At 69.2% G+C, this 15,873-nt stretch carries 16 protein-coding genes; 5 read left to right on the forward strand and 11 right to left on the reverse strand.

Features of this window, described 5'->3' with window-relative positions:
* The first annotated feature begins 12 nt into the window (after positions 1 to 12).
* From EER30_RS12565 to EER30_RS12575, 3 genes are read left to right on the forward strand one after another with little or no spacing between them, the layout of a single operon-like run.
* Positions 13 to 759: a hypothetical protein gene (locus EER30_RS12565; protein ID WP_127500568.1), complete on the forward strand. Its 747-nt coding sequence runs from the start codon at positions 13 to 15 to the stop codon at positions 757 to 759.
* Entirely contained in the window at positions 759 to 2,906 is a 2,148-nt protein-coding gene (locus EER30_RS12570; protein WP_127500569.1) for a hypothetical protein, read from the forward strand. Before EER30_RS12565 ends, EER30_RS12570 begins: the two co-directional genes overlap by 1 nt.
* A 3-nt stretch (positions 2,907 to 2,909) precedes the next feature.
* On the forward strand, positions 2,910 to 3,977 hold the full coding sequence (locus tag EER30_RS12575) for a hypothetical protein (RefSeq protein ID WP_127500570.1): 1,068 nt from the start codon (positions 2,910 to 2,912) through the stop codon (positions 3,975 to 3,977).
* On the opposite strand, the gene EER30_RS12580 is transcribed toward EER30_RS12575, so the two are convergent.
* Genes EER30_RS12580 through EER30_RS48585 form a run of 7 tightly spaced genes read right to left on the reverse strand, consistent with a single transcriptional unit; the run spans position 3,970 to position 9,660 of the window.
* A complete protein-coding gene (locus tag EER30_RS12580; protein WP_127500571.1) occupies positions 3,970 to 4,476 on the reverse strand; it encodes a Pycsar system effector family protein in 507 nt (168 codons plus the stop codon). The two genes, EER30_RS12575 and EER30_RS12580, sit on opposite strands and share 8 nt — an antisense overlap.
* A 42-nt stretch (positions 4,477 to 4,518) precedes the next feature.
* On the reverse strand, positions 4,519 to 5,691 hold the full coding sequence (locus tag EER30_RS12585; RefSeq protein ID WP_127500572.1) for a cysteine desulfurase-like protein: 1,173 nt from the start codon (positions 5,689 to 5,691) through the stop codon (positions 4,519 to 4,521).
* 12 nt (positions 5,692 to 5,703) lie between these two features.
* Positions 5,704 to 6,699, reverse strand: coding sequence for a dihydroxyacetone kinase subunit DhaK (dhaK, locus tag EER30_RS12590; RefSeq protein WP_127500573.1), 996 nt, complete (start codon positions 6,697 to 6,699; stop codon positions 5,704 to 5,706).
* Positions 6,696 to 7,331 (reverse strand): dihydroxyacetone kinase subunit DhaL, encoded by a 636-nt coding sequence (gene dhaL / locus EER30_RS12595; protein WP_127500574.1) that lies wholly within the window; start codon positions 7,329 to 7,331, stop codon positions 6,696 to 6,698. The genes dhaK and dhaL overlap by 4 nt, the downstream gene beginning before the upstream one ends.
* Positions 7,328 to 8,083 carry an HAD-IA family hydrolase gene (locus tag EER30_RS12600; protein WP_127500575.1) on the reverse strand — a complete coding sequence of 252 codons (756 nt, stop codon included), beginning with the start codon at positions 8,081 to 8,083 and terminating at the stop codon, positions 7,328 to 7,330. The genes dhaL and EER30_RS12600 overlap by 4 nt, the downstream gene beginning before the upstream one ends.
* Complete coding sequence (locus tag EER30_RS12605) at positions 8,080 to 8,940, reverse strand: class II fructose-bisphosphate aldolase (RefSeq protein ID WP_127500576.1); 861 nt, start codon at positions 8,938 to 8,940, stop codon at positions 8,080 to 8,082. The genes EER30_RS12600 and EER30_RS12605 overlap by 4 nt, the downstream gene beginning before the upstream one ends.
* A gap of 27 nt (positions 8,941 to 8,967) precedes the next feature.
* The gene (locus EER30_RS48585; protein WP_240669976.1) at positions 8,968 to 9,660 is read right to left on the reverse strand and encodes a helix-turn-helix transcriptional regulator; all 693 of its coding nucleotides are present in this window, start codon (positions 9,658 to 9,660) and stop codon (positions 8,968 to 8,970) included.
* A gap of 295 nt (positions 9,661 to 9,955) precedes the next feature.
* Between EER30_RS48585 and EER30_RS12615 the strand changes: the two genes are divergently transcribed.
* Positions 9,956 to 11,194, forward strand: coding sequence for a PP2C family protein-serine/threonine phosphatase (locus tag EER30_RS12615; RefSeq protein ID WP_127500577.1), 1,239 nt, complete (start codon positions 9,956 to 9,958; stop codon positions 11,192 to 11,194).
* 30 nt (positions 11,195 to 11,224) lie between these two features.
* On the opposite strand, the gene EER30_RS12620 is transcribed toward EER30_RS12615, so the two are convergent.
* On the reverse strand, positions 11,225 to 12,043 hold the full coding sequence (locus EER30_RS12620; RefSeq protein WP_127500578.1) for a hypothetical protein: 819 nt from the start codon (positions 12,041 to 12,043) through the stop codon (positions 11,225 to 11,227).
* A gap of 81 nt (positions 12,044 to 12,124) precedes the next feature.
* Here EER30_RS12620 and EER30_RS12625 point away from each other — a divergent pair, with 81 nt between their 5' ends.
* Positions 12,125 to 13,015, forward strand: a complete 891-nt coding sequence (locus EER30_RS12625) for a LysR family transcriptional regulator (protein WP_127500579.1) — start codon at positions 12,125 to 12,127, stop codon at positions 13,013 to 13,015.
* A gap of 54 nt (positions 13,016 to 13,069) precedes the next feature.
* On the opposite strand, the gene EER30_RS12630 is transcribed toward EER30_RS12625, so the two are convergent.
* The 3 genes from EER30_RS12630 to EER30_RS12640 form a co-directional block, all read right to left on the reverse strand.
* Entirely contained in the window at positions 13,070 to 14,461 is a 1,392-nt protein-coding gene (locus EER30_RS12630; RefSeq protein WP_127500580.1) for a S28 family serine protease, read from the reverse strand.
* Positions 14,462 to 14,470: 9 nt separating this feature from the next.
* On the reverse strand, positions 14,471 to 14,833 hold the full coding sequence (locus EER30_RS12635) for a DUF488 domain-containing protein (protein WP_127500581.1): 363 nt from the start codon (positions 14,831 to 14,833) through the stop codon (positions 14,471 to 14,473).
* 154 nt (positions 14,834 to 14,987) lie between these two features.
* Entirely contained in the window at positions 14,988 to 15,191 is a 204-nt protein-coding gene (locus EER30_RS12640; protein WP_127500582.1) for a cold-shock protein, read from the reverse strand.
* Between the last annotated feature and the right edge of the window lie 682 nt (positions 15,192 to 15,873).

Raw genomic sequence — 15,873 nt, forward strand, 5'->3', positions numbered from 1 at the left:
AGGGGGTCTGCCATGGCTGAGCCGCATCACTTCTCCATCGTCGTGCTCGACATCGAAGGGTCCGGTGCCCTGTCGGGGCCGGAGAAGGAGAGAGCCCGGGCCGACCTCTACGCGATGATCGGTGAAGCCTTGCGCCGAGCTGGAATCGATGACGCCGCCGTGCGCCAAGAGGATCGGGGCGACGGCATTTATCTTCTTGTCGACTCCAGAGTCTCGAAGCGGCGGCTGCTCGACCCGCTCGTCCCGACCATCGATGACGCACTGCGCCAACGCACTATGGGTGACATTCCGCTCCGGTTGCGGTTAGTCCTCCACCATGGCGAAGCTGTCATCGACAAGCGCGGATCCAGCGGGCCGGCGGTGGACGAGGCCTTTGCCATGCTTGACGCCAACGAGGTCAAGGCAGCGCTCGCGTTTGCCCCGCGTGGTCGTATGGCCGTGATCGTGCCGGACGATCTCTACCGGGGCATTGTGATGGGCCACGAACAGCCGAATCCTGATTTGTTCCGCATGCGCCGGCTGGAGAACAAGCGCGGGCGGATCAAGGTATGGCTCACCGTGACCGGGGCGCCGGCACAGCCTGGAAGCGATCGCCGGGAGCCGGCTCCAGGGAAGCCGTCCGACGCCGTTCCGGTCATGAATGTGCACCAGGGCGACAACAACCGAGTCAGGAAGAACACCGGCGTTGTCGGCACGACCAACACGCAGGGTGGCAACTTCACCGTCGCCCGCAAGATCTCTGGACGAGGTGACGGCTGATGTCCGTGCAGGCCGAGGCGGCGCCCTCGGCCGAGGATGCGCCGCCCGTATCCACGGACGAAAAACCCCAGAGGGCGAAGCCGGAGCAAGGAACCCTGCAGCCGGGGACAGGGGCCGGCGAGACGGCGGAGGCCGACAAGCCCGCCGACGCCGAGCTGATCAAGACGGAGGCGGTCACCAACGCCGGCCGCACCGACGCGGAGCGACGGGCGCTGGAATCCGCCCTGATCACCTTCGGGCTGCCGACCAACCAGCAGATCAACATCTTGGGGCGCCAGGACGCGGTCGCCGCCCAGGACCGGCGGCCACAATCGGCGCACACACTTGCCAGGGTCCGTGCATCCTTCGTCTTTCCGGAGGACTACACCGCCGCTCGCGAAAGACTGCTCGACTCGCACCTCTTGTTCCTCAGCGGGCGTGCCGGCTCCGGTCGTGAACACCTGGCCCTGCATCTGCTCGACGCTCTCTGCGACGGCCAGGTCGATCACCTGGTAGGCGGCCGCGTCGACGATTGCGACCCGGAGTCCCTGGTCCAGGACGCTGGATACCTTTGGACGGGCCTCGGCACCTCCATCGAGCTGTCCCGGATCGAACAACTCGTCGAGGCATTGCGAACCACCGACGCAAAGATGATCGTCGTCTGGCCGCACCGAGGTGACCTGCCGTTCCAGCTCGAGGACCATCGTCTGACCATCGACAATCCGCCCGACCAGCGTGAGATTCTCAACCGTCATCTGCGGGGCGACGACGACGCCGATCACCCCGACGTGGCGAAGCTGTTCGCCGAGCCGGAGGTCCTCCGCGCGGTGGCACAGCTCGGAGGGGTGGGCGACGCGGCCGCGCTCGGCCGGGCATTGCGAGATTTCTTGGCTGGGCGATGTGCTCTGCCGGACGCGCTGAGCAAGGCGGCGTCGGAGACGGCGAGCTGGTTCGTTCAGCTTCCCGAGCGGGAGGACAAAGCGTTCGCCCTCGCCCTGTCCGCTCTCGACGGGATGTCGATGCCGGTGGTGGTGGCCGCTGCTCGTCGGATGGACGAGATCATCCAGGAGACCGAGGACCCGGAACACCGATCATCGATCCGAACCTGGGCGCGGCCGACGCGAAGGTTGCTGGCCGCCGTCGACGCCGAATGTCGTCGCGGCGAGGTTGTGAAGTCGTACGGCAAGATCCCGGCAACCGTGGTCGCGTCGAACCGGAACGAGTACCCCAGGTCGATGCTCTCGACGCTCTGGCACGAGTTTCCTTACTTCCAACAGGTCTACCTCGACTGGGTGGAAGAACTCGTTCGAGGCCCCGATCCCGATGTGCGGGAGCGAGCCGCCATCGCGACGAGCCTCTTGGCGGTCGACGATTTCGAGTTCATCCGCAGCCGAGTGCTCGACGGCTGGGCCGACGGCAAGCAGCGCGAGGTGCGTCGCGCGTCCGCTACCGCTCTGCGGGTTCCAGCGACGAACGAGTCGCTGAGAGAGGTGGTGTGGGGTCTGCTCGAGAACTGGGCGACCGTGAAAGAAGATGACCGCCGGGACAGGAGCAGGCTGCAGCTCACCGCCGCGGTCGCCCTGGGTGGTCCGGTCGGTGCCACGGACTGCGATCGTGCCCTCGACATCATCACCAGACGCTTTCTGGAGTACAAGCCCGGCCGCTATCCGCTGTGGGGTGCGGTTGTCGTCGCCGTCGTCGAACTCTTCGGTGACGGGAGTTCACAGCAGAGTGGCACGGTGCTCGACCGGCTGGTGGCCTGGGCCGTCGACGACCGGACCGGGCCCCGCGAGGTGGCCGTCGGTGCCATGCTCGCCATCGCCAGCCAGCCATCGACGGCCGGGCCGGCCGACGGCACTCGGTCGGTGCCGCTGCTGCGGGCTGTCGCAACCAATCCTGACAATCTCGAAGCAGCGGCTCTGCTTCTTCGGCTCGCCATCAACGACGGGATAAAGATCATCTCGGAGGAAGCCGTCGCGGTCCTGTCACGGATTGCCGACAACGTGCGGGGCGAGGACGAGGCCGTGCTTGAGCGCCTGGTCGAGGCCATCCCGCGAACCGCTCGTGATGTTCGCACCCTGCGCTACGAATTCCGCCTCCGGGCCAGGGAGGACTCGCACCTACCGATCTTCGATCGTCTGATCGCACTACTGCGAAGGCAGGCGTGACCCATGACCAGCACCGAGATCCTCAACCCCATTCGAGGCAGGCGCTCGCTGCCTGTCTTCGCGGGCTACACCCATCACCCGGTCGACGGTCATTCGGCCATGGTCTATCTGGCGGCCGAGGCGTTGGGGAGACCGATCGTGCAGCCCCCGTCGCTGAAGGAGAGATGGCGGCAGCGGTACTGGCAGTACGAGATCGACACGGCTCGCCACTGGACGGCCCTCAGTCTCGCACTGCCCGCTGAGGAAGAAGCCTTTCTCTTCAAGGTGTGGGTAAGCCTGACGTGGCAGGTCGTGGACCCGGTGGAGGTGGCGCGCGTCGGTCTGGACGACGCCCGGCCGATCATCTGGGGTCTGCTCGACCAGCAACTCCGGCTGATCAGCCGTCGGTACGGCATCGAGAAATCGGGTGAGGCCGAAGAAGAGATGGCCCACCTGCTCGACATGAAGCTCGGTGACATCGGGTACGGGCTCCGGCTGGGATTCGTCTCGGTCAACGTGCGCCTCGACGAGGCGGCCGAACGCTACATCGCCACGCGGGTCGAGTCCCGGCGCGCCCGGCTTCTCGCCGGCGACGACCACGACCTGGAGACGCTCCACAGGCAGTACACCGACAAGATCGCTCAGATGAAGGGCGCCACCGAGCGTGCGGAAATGGAACACACCGCCGAGATTCAGCGGATGCGCGACGAACAGGAGAAGAAGGCGGCCGCGATCGAGCTGGAACACAAGCGGCAGCGTCTGAGCTTCTACGAGGGCGCCCTGCACAACGGCGGGCACAGCCTCGTTCTGCTGCACCTGATCGAGCATCCCCACGACGTGCAGCCCGTCCTCAAGATGCTGGAGGACGGCCAGCGGGAGGTTTATGACCGCACCCGCGCCGTCCTACAGAGCATGTTCGACAACAACATGATGAACGCCGCCGACGCCGAGCCCATGGTCGAGATCGTCCTTGAACAATTGCGGTCGTTCTTCAATATGCGACCGCAGTCGATGACGGTGTCGAGAGAGAAGACGAGCGAGGTCTTGACGGCGAAAAAGGAAACCGACACGACCCGGATCGACGTCACCTGAGCCAGGTCGTCACGGCGAGCCAGATCAGCACGATCGCCTGGGTGCAGATCGTGCTGATCATGGCGCGGTGCAGCCACCGGAACTTGACCACGGCGATCGCGGCGAGGTCGCCGGCCTGCCGCCAGACGTCCTCACGCTGTGTCACCGGCTGCGGCAACGTCGACACCTCGGCCCAGTCCATCGCGGCCAGCGAGGGGAAAGCTATCCGGTTCGGTCTCCGCGCCGATCGGACGCCCCTCAGCCTCGGCGCCTGGCCCACGGCTAGGAGAGCGGCCGAGACCAGGGTCGCGCACAGGCAGACGCTGAGGAGAGCGTTCGGCAGCAGGCCCACCGCATCCCCGCGACGACCGGCCAGCACTGTCACTCCTAACGCGAGAACGGCCGCCAGGGCCGCTGCCTTGGTGTCGGCGTACCGGATCGCATGGTTGATCTCGGTGATCGCGTGCATGCCGACGGTGAGGTCCTGTCGTGCGGCCTCGACGTCCCGCTGTTTCCTCATGGATTCAGGGGATCAGTCGGCGCACGGGGCGTCTGTGTACTCCTACACGTTCCGATCGAGGGCTTCCAAGAGGCGCGTCACGTCGGCTTCGGTGTTGTAGTGGTAGAGGCTGGCCCGCACGGCGCCGCCGGTGGTGCGCAGGCCTGCGGCCTCGAAGAACTCGGCTGCGTAGTAGTCGCCGTGGGAGACGCAGATGCCCTGGGCGCCCAGCAGCTGGGCGGTCTCGGCGGGGGACTGGCCCGTGACGCGGAAGGAGACCGTGGGGCAGCTTCCGGCGGGAGCCGGAAGAACCGTCACCGTGCCGAGGGCGGCCAGGCCCTTCAGCAGCTGGTCGAGCAGGCGATCCTCGTGGGCGGCGGCCGCGGCCATGCCGGCCAGCAGACGAGTACAGCGGTCACCCTCGACCGGGCTCAAAGTCGCCAGGTAGTCGACCGCCGCCGTGATGCCGGCCAGGAGCTCGAAGCTCAGCGTGCCGTACTCGAAGCGGTCGGGAACGCCGGCCGGCGAGGGGATCAGCTTCGGCGGGTGCAGCGGTTCCAGTACCGTCGGCGACGCGATCAGGGCCGCGTAGTGCGGGCCCGACCACTTGTAGGCGCTGGTCACGTAGAAGTCGGCACCCAGGGCGGCCACGTCGACCGGCCGGTGGGCGGTGTAGTGCACGCCGTCGACGTAGACGAGCGCCCCCACCGCGTGCGCGAGGTCGGCGATCGCGCGGACGTCCGGCACCGTGCCGATGGCGTTGCTGGCCGCGGTCACCGCCACCACGCGGGTGCGGGGGCCGATGATCGAGGCGTACTGCGCCACGGGCAGCGCGCCGGTGGTCAGATCAACGTCGGCCCACCGTACGGTGGCGCCCGTCTGGACCCAGGGCCGGACGTTGGAGTCGTGGTCGAGCCGCGACACCACCACCTCGTCGTCCGGGGTCAGGGCCAGCGCCCGCGAGACGAGATAGGTCAGGGCGGTCGCGCTCGGCCCGAACACCACGCCGTCCGGATCGCCGCCCACCAGATCAGCGACCGCGGACCGGGCCGCCGCGACCAGAGCGCCCGAGCGCTGGGCCGGGACGTGCGCGGTGCCGCGGTTCGACACGGCGGTGCCCATCGCCCCGGCGATCGCGGCGATCACCGGGGCGGCGGGCTGGGTGCCTCCGGCCCCGTCGAGGTGGACGAACCCCTCAGCGAGGGCCGGGTAGTCGTTGCGAACATCGAGGATCATGCAGCAAGGGAATCAGAAGACGCGGACGGCCGCCTCGGCGGGCGCGTTGAGCAGGCCCTCGATCTCGTCGTCGAGCCGCACCAGGGTCAGCGACGCGCCGGCCATGTCGAGCGACGTGCAGTATTCGTTGACGTAGCTGCGCCCGACCGTGATCCCGCGATCGGCCAGCCGCTGATGGGCGCGCCGGTAGAGGATGTAGAGCTCGCTGATCGGTGTTCCGCCCAGCCCGTTGATCATGAGGGCGACCCGGTCACCGGACGAGTAGGGCAGATCAGTCACGACGGCGTCGAGCATGTCGTCGACGATCGCGTCGGCTTCCTTGAGCTTGCGCCGTTCGCGGCCGGGTTCGCCGTGGATGCCGACGCCGAACTCGATCTCGTCGCCGCCCAGCTCGAACAGCGGCGATCCTTTGGCGGGCGGCGTGCAGGCGGTCAGAGCGACCCCCATCGTACGGGTGACGTCGTTGACCTTCTTGCCGATGCGGATCACCTCGTCGAGCTCGGCGCCCTGCTCGGACGCGGCCCCGACCGCCTTGATGACGAAGAAGTTGCCCGCCACGCCGCGCCGCCCGACGGTGTAGGTCGAGTCCTGCACCGCGACGTCGTCGTTGATGGTCAAGATCTCAGCCCGTACGCCGTCCGCCTCGGCCATCTCCTTGCCCATGTCGAACGCCATGCGGTCACCGGTGTAGTTGTTCACCAGCAGCAGCACGCCCTTGGGTGAGGACAGCAGCTTCGCGGTCTCGTAGACGTAGTCCATCGGCGGTGCGGCGAACACGTCGCCGGGGCAGGCCGCGTCGAGCATGCCCTTGCCGACCGCCATCACGTGGGCCGGTTCGTGCCCGGAGCCGGAGCCCTGCACGATCGACACCTTGTTCTCGTTGGGTGCGTCGGCCCGCATGATCAGGTTGTAGGCGGGCACATATCGCAGCGAGTCGGGGTTGGCCAGCGCGACGCCTTCGAGCATCTCGGCCACGTAGTTCTTGGGGTCGTTGACGAACTTCTTCACGTCGGCTCTCCTTGCTTCTGCCAGGTCTCGCTGATCCGTTCGACGAGCACCGCCACCGCCATCGCGCCGGCGTCGACCGAGCCGCGGCTGCGCTCGCCCGTGTAGGCCGCCCGGCCCCGCTTGGCCACCATCGCGGCCGTCGCGTCGGCCGCTTCCCGCGTCGCGACCGCGGCCGCTCGCAACGCCTCGTCCGTGCCGTTCGTCAGGTTGGACTCGAGGGCGTCGGTCAGCGGCACCAACGCGTCGAGCAACGTCTTGTCCCCGACGTCCGACTGCCCGCGTGCTTTGATGCCCTCGACGGCCGCCCGCAGCATGGCGACCACCTGCTCGCCGTCGAGCGTCGTGGCCGAGCCGGCGGCGGCCCCGGCCCGCAGGAACGCGGTGCCCCAGATCGGCCCGGAGGTCCCGCCGATCCGCGACGCGATCGTCATGCCGCTGCGCTTGAGGAAGGTGCCCGGGTCGGTGCGGTCCAGGTCGTCCCAGCCCTCGAGGAGCTTCTCGAACCCGCGCGCCAGCGAATAGCCGAAGTCGCCGTCGCCGACCACGGAGTCGAGGTCGCCGAAGTATTTCTCGTTCTCGATGCACGTCTCGGCGATGGTGCGTACGACGAACTCGGTCTTCTGCATGCTCATGGGAGACAGGCCTCCAGGTCGTCGAGCGTCAGGTAGGCCCCGGGGTGCGCCCGCCCGCGGTTCGCCAGCACCTCGATGGGCGGCCGCCCGGGGTCGCCCAGCCCCGAGACGACCAGCACCGCCTCGCTGAAGTCCTCGCCCCGGGTGTAGCCGTTCACCGTCACCAGGCAGTTCAGCCCGGCGCTGGTCGCGGCGAGCAGCCCGTTGCGCGAGTCCTCGACGACCAGCGTCGTGGCCGGGTCGAGGCCCAGGGTCGAGACCGTGAGCTGATAGATGGCCGGGTCGGGTTTCTTGGCCGGCACCACGTCGCCGGCGAAGACCGGGATGTCGGCCGCCGCCGCTCCCACCGCGTTCTCGAGCACTGCCCGCACCGACGCCTCGGCCGACGTCGACGCGACCGCCACCGTCCACCCGTCGGCCAACGCGGCGTGGATGACCCGCGAGATGCCCGGCCGGGTCGGGATCTTCCCGTCGGCGACGAGCTGCTTGAAGGCCGCCGTCTTCGCCTTGTGCCAGGTCAGCAGCATTTCCGTACGATCCCCCGGCCCGGCCGCCGCGGCAAAGGCCGGATCGTCGAAAAGACTGGCCATCCGTTCCTTGCCACCGCCGATGGCGAGCTTCTTCCCGTACTCCTCCGCGCTCCAGTGCACCGGCAGCCCGAAGCGCTCGAACGTGGCGTTGAACGCGGGCAGGTGGCCGTACCGCTCGGTGTCGGCCAGCACGCCGTCGCAGTCGAAGACGAGCGCGCTCACCAGGCCCGTCCCGACCCGCCGAAGAGCCGGATGTGCCGCCGGGCCATCTCGAGCACGGCCGTGCGCTGGTGGCGGAAGAGCGACGGCGGATCCCACTTGCCGCGCTCGGCCGTCTCGCGCAGGAACTCGAGGCCCGACTGCATGAAGGTCTCCTTGAGCGCCGTCGAGATGTTGACCTTGGCGCAGCCGCGGGCGATGAGGTCGGTGAACTGCTCGTCGGAGAGCCCGGTGCCGCCGTGCAGCGCCATCGGGATCCCGGTCGCGGCGACCAGGTCGCTGATCCGCTGGGCGTCGAGCACGGGCGTCCGCTTGTACTGCCCGTGCGCGTTGCCGATGGCCGGGGCGAAACAGTCGACCCCCGTACGCTCGATGAAGTCGACGGCCACCTCGAGGCTCTGCACGGGGGCCGCCTCGTCCGAACCGAGATCGTCCTCGACGCCCTGAATGCCCTCGATCTCCCCCTCGACGTGCGCGCCGACCTTGCGCGCCTCGGCCACCACCTCGGTCGTCTGCCGCAGGTTCTCGGCCACGTCGAGCTCGTGCGCGTCGAACAGCACCGAGTTCCAGCCGCCGTCCAGGCAGTCGGCGATGACGCTCCGATCGGGACAGTGGTCGAGGTGCAGCGTGACCGGCACCGACGCGTCGTGGGCCAGGGCCTGCACGATCGCGAACAGCTGCGGGCGGCCGTACTGCTTGACGGTCTTGACGCTCGTCTGCAGGATGACCGGCGCCCGTTCCTCGGCGGCGGCCGCGACCACCGCCTCGATGGTCAGGTCATTGATGATGTTGAAGGCGGCGACCCCGTACCGGTCGGCGAGCGCGCGGTCGAGGAGCTCCTTCATGGCGACGATGGGCACGAGGGTCAGTCAAGTCGATACCCTCCGTCACCGGTATGGGGGAATCCACCCGTTGTCCAGGGCGGTCACCACAGCCGCGGTCCGCCGGGCGGTTCCGGTTTTCCGCAGGATCGCGGCGACATGCTTCTCGACCGTCTTCGGCGAAAGCACCAGCCGGGCGGCGATCTCCCGGTCGGTCAGCCCCTCGCGCAGCAGGGCCAGCACCTCTGCTTCCCGCGGCGAGAAAGGCACAGGCGCCGTCGCGTGCGGGAAATCGGGCCGGACAATCGCCACGGCGGCGGACTGGGCCAGCACCTCGAGCGCGTCGACCACCCGTTCCGAGAAGCCGTCGGCCGTCGGGGCGAAGACGACCGTCACCGCGATCACGTCACCGCGCCACCAGATCGGTACGGCCACGGCAGCACCCCGGCTCGCCGGATCGGCCCCCGACAGGTGCCCCGCGCGCAGCCGCCCGTAGTCGGGGATGACCACCGGCCGCCGCCGCCCGAACGCCCGTCCGGTCGCTCCCTCGTCGAGCGGGAACCGCTGCCCGAGCCGGCAGGACGCGCCGACCTCGGCCGCCTTCAGATAGTGCCCGCGGGCCGCGTCGACCAGCGAGATCGTGCCGGCGGTCGACCCGGCGAGCCGCCCGCTGTGCCGCAACAGCCGGCGCAGCACGGGCGCCAGCGGCGGTTCGCCGTGCACGTCGGCGACCGCCCGCCGGGGACCCTGACCGGGCATACCGCAAAATCTATGTTTGCCGACCGCGTGAATCAATAAGCCAGGCCAGGGCACCTTGGGCTGGAGTGGCCGGCCCCGGTCTTCGCCGAGGGCCGGCCGGGCCTCGGGGCCGAGACAGAACCACCGGACGTCCGGCGCGTCCCGATCGGTCGCGCCCGGCGGCAGGGCGTCGAGCGCGGCGAGCCTCGCAGCGGCCCGATCGAGAACGGGGCGGGTTTCTGTGATGCTCGCCCGGCGATGGTGTTCCCGGGGCTCTCGGGCCGCATGCTTGGTCGGTCGAGGGGAGGGGACCCGCATGAGCACTTCGGAAGCACTGCGGCAACTACTGCTTCAGTCGCACCACGCCCGTCCGGAGGACCTGCCCGAGATGGTCATGGCGGCCGCCGGCCTGATCGGCGCCGACACGATGATCATCTACCTGGTGGATCACCAGCAGCGGCAGTTGTTGCCTCTGCCCGGTGGCACGGCCCCGCACCGCGAGACGATCAGCGTCGAGGGGACTCTCGCCGGCCGCGCGTACACCCTGGTGACCCCCGTCTCGGGCGAGCCGGACGACGGCGTGCGGTGGTGGCTGCCTCTGCTCAACGGCAGCGAGCGCATGGGGGTGCTCGAGGTGGTCTCGTCCCGGCCGCTGGATGAGCAGGCCGTCGACCATTGCGTCTCGGTGTCGTCCCTGCTGGCCGAGCTGCTCGTCACCCGCAGCCTCTACAGCGACACGATCGAACTGGTCCGCCGCCGCGAGCCGATGCGGCTGGCCGCCGAGATGCTGCGCGCCCAGCTGCCCCCGCTGTCCTTCTCCACCGGGCACCTGATGATCAGCGGCATTCTGGAGCCGTGCTACGACGTCGGCGGCGACGCCTTCGACTATGCCGTCAACGGCGAGACAGCCCACCTGGCGCTCTTCGACGCCGCCGGGCACGGCTCCGCCGGCGGGATGCGCGCGGTCATGCTGGCCTCGCTCGCGCTGGCGTCGTACCGCAACGCCCGTCGTGGCCGGATGGACCTGGTCGACACCTATCACCACATCGACCAGGCAGTTCGCGCCCACGACCGCTACGGCATGATCACAGCGGTGCTGGCCGAGATCGACCAGCGCACCGGCGTTCTGCAGGTCATCTCCGCGGGCCACCCCAGCGGCATCGTGATCCGGCAGGGCCGGGTGGCCAAGGTGCTGCCCACCCCGACCGCGCTGCCGGTGACCCTGGGCGACACGCGTCCGCCGGTGGTCGTGGAGGAGGCCCTCGAACCGGGCGACCGGCTGCTGCTCTACACCGATGGGATCATCGAGGCCCGCTCGGCGCAAGGGGAGCAGTTCGGCATCGAGCGGCTGATCGACTTCGCCCTCAAGGCGGTGGCCGACCAGTTGCCGGCGCCCGAGACGGCCCGGCGGCTGGTGCACGCGATCCTCGACTATCAGGACGACCGGCTGCAGGACGACGCCACCATCCTGCTCGCCGACTGGCGCAGCCCCGCCCCGGCCCGCTCGGACACCGAACTGATCACGCCGCCCAGCGACCACCTGCTCGAACCGTGACCGGCACCGTGTGTTCCGTGCCGGCCCGGCTCACAGATCGAGGGCGTACGCCGCCATGTCCCGCAGCGCCCCGCCGGTGACCAGCGACCCGTCCCACACCGACGTGAGCCGGTCGATCGAACCGTTCGCGCCCAGCTCGAGCGCCGTCACGCCGCGCGCGGCCTCGGTGGTGGACTGCCACTCGTAGCCACCGCCGAGGTCACCGCCGACGATGTGCCTGACCTGGGCGGACGGGCCGTACGGCAGGGAGGCGGCGGCGCGGCCGAGGTAACGGCCGATCGCGGCCCGCCCGCGCACCGTCGTACGCAGGGTGAGGTCCTCGACGACGGCGTCGGGGGAGAAGAGCGTCTCCACCGGGTCTGCGTGCAGGTGGGCCACCACGTCGTCGACCCGCGTGGGACGGCGTACGGGCAGGTCGGCGTAGAGATCCGGGAACTGCGCTGAGGGCGTACGCATGGCATTGACCTTGTCGGCGCCGAAGTTGCGCCCGTCCCAATAGTCGATCCAGCGCACGATGCGGCCGTCGTCGGCGAAGTCGATCGGCGCGATCGCCCGGATCTCGCCGCCGAACAGCTCCGGCGTGTCGGTCATGAAGACGATCGCGCTGGTCGCGTCGCCGATCACCCGGGTCGGGTAGGACAGCGCCTCGGCCGGCCAGTTCGGCATGTACTCGTCCCACACGTCGTAGAGGGACTGGCTCGACGGCCAGCTCCACCCGAGCGTCGCGTCGGCGTAGAAGACCCGGTCGGGGTGGAAGAATGCGTGGGTCTCGGCGACCAGGTGGGCGCTCTTGGCGGTGAACAGGCGGCGGAAGAGGTCGTGGGTCTCCGCGGTGGCGTAGTCGGTCATGCCACCACTCTGGGCCGGCCAGAAGAGCTCCGATACAGCAGGAATTGCTCGACCCCATCTCCGCGAGAGATAGTTGTCGGCATGGAACTGCGTCAGCTCCGGCACTTCATCGCGCTCGCCGAGGAGCAGAGCTTCACCCGGGCCGCCACCCGCCTGCTGATCGTGCAGTCGGGCCTGTCGTCGTCGATCCGCGGGCTCGAGCGCGAGGTCGGGGCGCCGCTGGTCCGCCGGGGCAGCCGGCCGCTGGCGCTCACCGCGGAGGGCAAGGCTTTCCTGCCCGCGGCACGCCGGGCTGTCCACGCGGCCGAGGACGCGCTGAAGGCCGTACAGGATGTGTCGTCGGTCGTCTCGGGAACCCTGACCGTCGGCATGGCCCAGACGTCGGGCACGGGCTGCCCGTTCCTCGAGTGGCTGGGCGAGTTCGGGCGGGCCCACCCCGGGCTCGACATCACCGTCGAGCAGCTATCCGACGCGCAGATGCTCGACCGGCTGGCCGTGGCCGAGCTCGACTGCGCCCTGACGTCATCGCCGGTGCGGCCCGAGGCGTTCGACGCCTACCCGCTGGCCGAGACGTTGCTCGCCGTGGCCGTCCCGGCCGGTCATCGTCTCGCCGCTCAGGCCACGATCACGCCGGCCGACCTCGCGGGCGAACGCTTCGTCGAGATGCGCTCCGGCGCGGGCACGCGAATCCAGACGGACGCCCTCTTCGCCGAACACCACGTCGACCGTCACATCGCCGGCACCGCCAACGAGTGGTCGGTGCTCGTCGACCTGGTCGCCGCCGGTGTGGGCCTGGGTCTGGTGCCCGAGGGCCTGACCAGCGACGCCGTGGTCTTCCGCCCGCTGGCCGGCGCGAGCGTCACCCAGCAGTGGAACCTGGTTCTGCCGTCGCCGGACGACCAGACCCCCGCCGCCCGCAAACTGGCCCAGCACATGCTGTCCCGCCAGATCTCGCACGAGCGGGCCGCCTGACCGGCGCCGGGGGCGGCCGATCTGCCCTGCGCACGGGCCGCCCCCGGCCAAACGTCACCGGTGGTGGCGGTTCTCCAGCATGTCGTCGAAGGGCAGGGGAGCGGTGCGCAGCGCGTCGGCGGCCGGGGCGGTCGCCGAGAGTCCGGCCCAGCGACGCAGCGTGGCCGTCGCCTCGGCCGACTCGGTCGGAGTCAGACGCGCGATGTTCGCGCCGTGGTTGGCGCCCGGCGCCACGTAGAGGTGCGAGTCGCGGCGGCTAGGGGCGAACCGTTCGGCGCCCCACGGGTCGTTCTCGCCGTAGATGAACAGCATTCGCTCGGCGGCCGTGCGCACCCACAGGTCGACGTCGATCATCGGGATCGGGTTGTGCCGGACGCGCAGCTCCTTCGGCAACGCCGACAGGGCCGTGTAAAGCCCCGGGTGTTTGCGCAGCCCGCGCAGGTGCTCGAACTTCAGGCTGGGCCAGCCGAGCTGAGCGGCGGCCTGGTAGTAGTACGGCCAGTAGTATTCGAGCCCCTGGTCGGTGTAGAACGACCACGAGGCGACCGCGTCGATCCAGTCGTAGAGCTGCTCGTCGGTGGCGTCGGCCGCGGGCACTCCGGCGCAGTCGGCGGTCGACAGGTACTGCCAGAACGCCCACACGGTGTCGAGCACGGTCATTTCGAACGCCCGGTCGGCGGTCCCGAGCGTACGGCCGAAGGTCCACCCGTTCTCGGCCGCGTCCGCCTGCAGCAGAGGCACCAGCCGGTCCCGCCGCTTCAGAGCCTCTTTCTGTACGCCGTCCAGCGCGCGCCGGCAGGCCGCGTCACCCACGGTCACGAAGAACCGGTCGTACGCCTGATCCAGGTCGTTGATCTTGTCGTTGGGCGCCACGTAGGCCACGACCCCGTCGACGTCGCGCGGATAGAACCGGCGGTGATAGACCGACGTCATGCCGCCCTTGCTGCCACCCGTCTGGATCCACTTCGCCGAGTAGATCGACTTGAGCGCCCGTACGATCCGGTGCTCGTCGGTCGCCTCCTGCCAGATGGTCAGGTCCGACCAGTCCGCGGGACTCGGCCGCGACGGCGTGAAGAATCGATGCTCAACCGACACCTGATTTCCGTCGAGCAGCCGGGTGGGTTCAGTGCGCGACGGCCCGGGGTTGGCCGGCAGGCCGTACCCACTGGTCGACAGCACCACGGGAGCGTTCACGTCCCGGTGCAGCAGGGTGAGACGCTGCTCGTAGGAGCCGCCGCCAGGATGCCGGTGATCGGCCGGTTGACGGTAGGTGAGCACGAAGAACCGGTAACCGGCGGGTTCGCTCTGCGAGACGATGGTCAGCCCGGGGATGGCCCGGAGCCGATCGGCCAGGTCGACGGCCGCTTGCTGGCGCGCGGACGCCACGGTGGGAAAGGCCAGCAGGGCCAGTACGGACACGAGTACGGTCAGGACGCGACTTCGCATTGACCGATGCTAATGGTTTGCGGCCAGTTTTTCGGCCAGCACCTTCGCCTCGCTGATGGCGGGATCCTTGCTGGCCGTCAACAGCAGCAGCGGCCGCTCGCGACCGAGTTCCCTCAGATGCGCGTACGCCTCGGCCTGCTCGCCGGCGGCCAGCTCGGCCAGATAGCGCCGCCGGAACTCGGGGAACCGCTCCGGCACATGGTCGTACCATTTGCGCAGTTCAGGGGTGGGGGCGACCTGCTTGCACCACTCGTCGAGCGCGGCCCGCTCCTTGCTGACCCCGCGCGGCCACAGGCGGTCGACCAGCACACGGGCAGCGCCGGCGTCTTCCTCGGCCGGCTCGTCGTAGATGCGGGCGATGCGAACGTCCATCACCCCATCATGCAGCGACGACCCGCCGCCCGGGCACCGTGTGAAAAGGAGACGGCCGGTCACCCCGGGAGATCACGCTGATGTGCGGATCTCAACCATGGGCGAACCGGCCGCCACCAAGCCCGGCCACCTGACGGCGGCCGGGCAGTTCGGGTCAGAGCGGGCGGATGTTCTCCGCCTGCGGGCCCTTGGCGCCCTGGGCCACGTCGAACTCGACACGCTGGTTCTCGTCGAGGCTGCGGTAGCCCGACGTCGCGATCGCCGAGAAGTGGGCGAACACGTCAGCGCCGCCGTCGTCCGGCGTGATGAACCCAAAACCCTTGTCGCTGTTGAACCACTTGACGACACCGGTAGTCACGATTTTTCTCCTTGCCGACTGTGAACCGCCGCACCGTGCGACGGCTCATGTCGCCGTGTTGATCCCCGGTGTGAAAAACCGAAACTGCCGACGAAAACAAAAAACGCCTGCCGGGCCGAGATGCCCGTCAGGCGTCGAAACGTCTCAGGAAATCAAAACTGCAACGGGGCTAGCCTAGCACGGTGAGTGCGCCCACAGTCACGACCCTCCCGCCCCTCGGCGCGCCGATCCAACTCCCGCCGCCATGACCTGCTGAAGCGGCCGTTCGGCAGGTGCTCACTCCGGCGTGTCGGCCCCCAGCCGACCAGACCGCACACGGCTCACGACGAACTGCCGCCCCGCGTCGGCGGTCGCCAGTCGTCGTGGTCGACCCGATCGCGCCGCTCGTGGCGATCTGTTGACGCGGGGCGGCGGTCGCCAGTCGTCGGTGGTCGGCCTGATCGCGTTGCTCGTGGCGATCTATTGATGCGCGTCGGCGATGAACCATCTGCCCGCGGGTCGACCTGCGTGGCGAGCGAAGCCACGCCGGCCGCCCCTCCCCGAGGAATCTTCGTTTCTGTTCGTCTCTACGGGACACGCCGTTTCTGCCAACCGGCCGACCTACCTCTGCTCGACGTATCGACTTTGCCGGACATATCGGGCTGAGGCGTCGGGCGGGCGACGGCGCCGTTCTTGTTGATCG

Source organism: Actinoplanes solisilvae, assembly GCF_003999975.1.
Lineage (GTDB): Bacteria > Actinomycetota > Actinomycetes > Mycobacteriales > Micromonosporaceae > Actinoplanes > Actinoplanes solisilvae.

Excerpts from the sequence above, each read along its gene's own strand:
- EER30_RS12565 (WP_127500568.1), top strand. The coding sequence starts at position 13 with ATGGCTGAGCCGCATCACTTCTCCATCGTCGTGCTCGACATCGAAGGG.
- EER30_RS12570 (WP_127500569.1), top strand. The coding sequence starts at position 759 with ATGTCCGTGCAGGCCGAGGCGGCGCCCTCGGCCGAGGATGCGCCGCCC.
- EER30_RS12575 (WP_127500570.1), top strand. The coding sequence starts at position 2,910 with ATGACCAGCACCGAGATCCTCAACCCCATTCGAGGCAGGCGCTCGCTG.
- EER30_RS12580 (WP_127500571.1), bottom strand. The coding sequence starts at position 4,476 with ATGAGGAAACAGCGGGACGTCGAGGCCGCACGACAGGACCTCACCGTC.
- EER30_RS12585 (WP_127500572.1), bottom strand. The coding sequence starts at position 5,691 with ATGATCCTCGATGTTCGCAACGACTACCCGGCCCTCGCTGAGGGGTTC.
- dhaL (WP_127500574.1), bottom strand. The coding sequence starts at position 7,331 with ATGAGCATGCAGAAGACCGAGTTCGTCGTACGCACCATCGCCGAGACG.
- EER30_RS48585 (WP_240669976.1), bottom strand. The coding sequence starts at position 9,660 with ATGCCCGGTCAGGGTCCCCGGCGGGCGGTCGCCGACGTGCACGGCGAA.
- EER30_RS12615 (WP_127500577.1), top strand. The coding sequence starts at position 9,956 with ATGAGCACTTCGGAAGCACTGCGGCAACTACTGCTTCAGTCGCACCAC.
- EER30_RS12620 (WP_127500578.1), bottom strand. The coding sequence starts at position 12,043 with ATGACCGACTACGCCACCGCGGAGACCCACGACCTCTTCCGCCGCCTG.
- EER30_RS12625 (WP_127500579.1), top strand. The coding sequence starts at position 12,125 with ATGGAACTGCGTCAGCTCCGGCACTTCATCGCGCTCGCCGAGGAGCAG.
- EER30_RS12630 (WP_127500580.1), bottom strand. The coding sequence starts at position 14,461 with ATGCGAAGTCGCGTCCTGACCGTACTCGTGTCCGTACTGGCCCTGCTG.
- EER30_RS12635 (WP_127500581.1), bottom strand. The coding sequence starts at position 14,833 with ATGGACGTTCGCATCGCCCGCATCTACGACGAGCCGGCCGAGGAAGAC.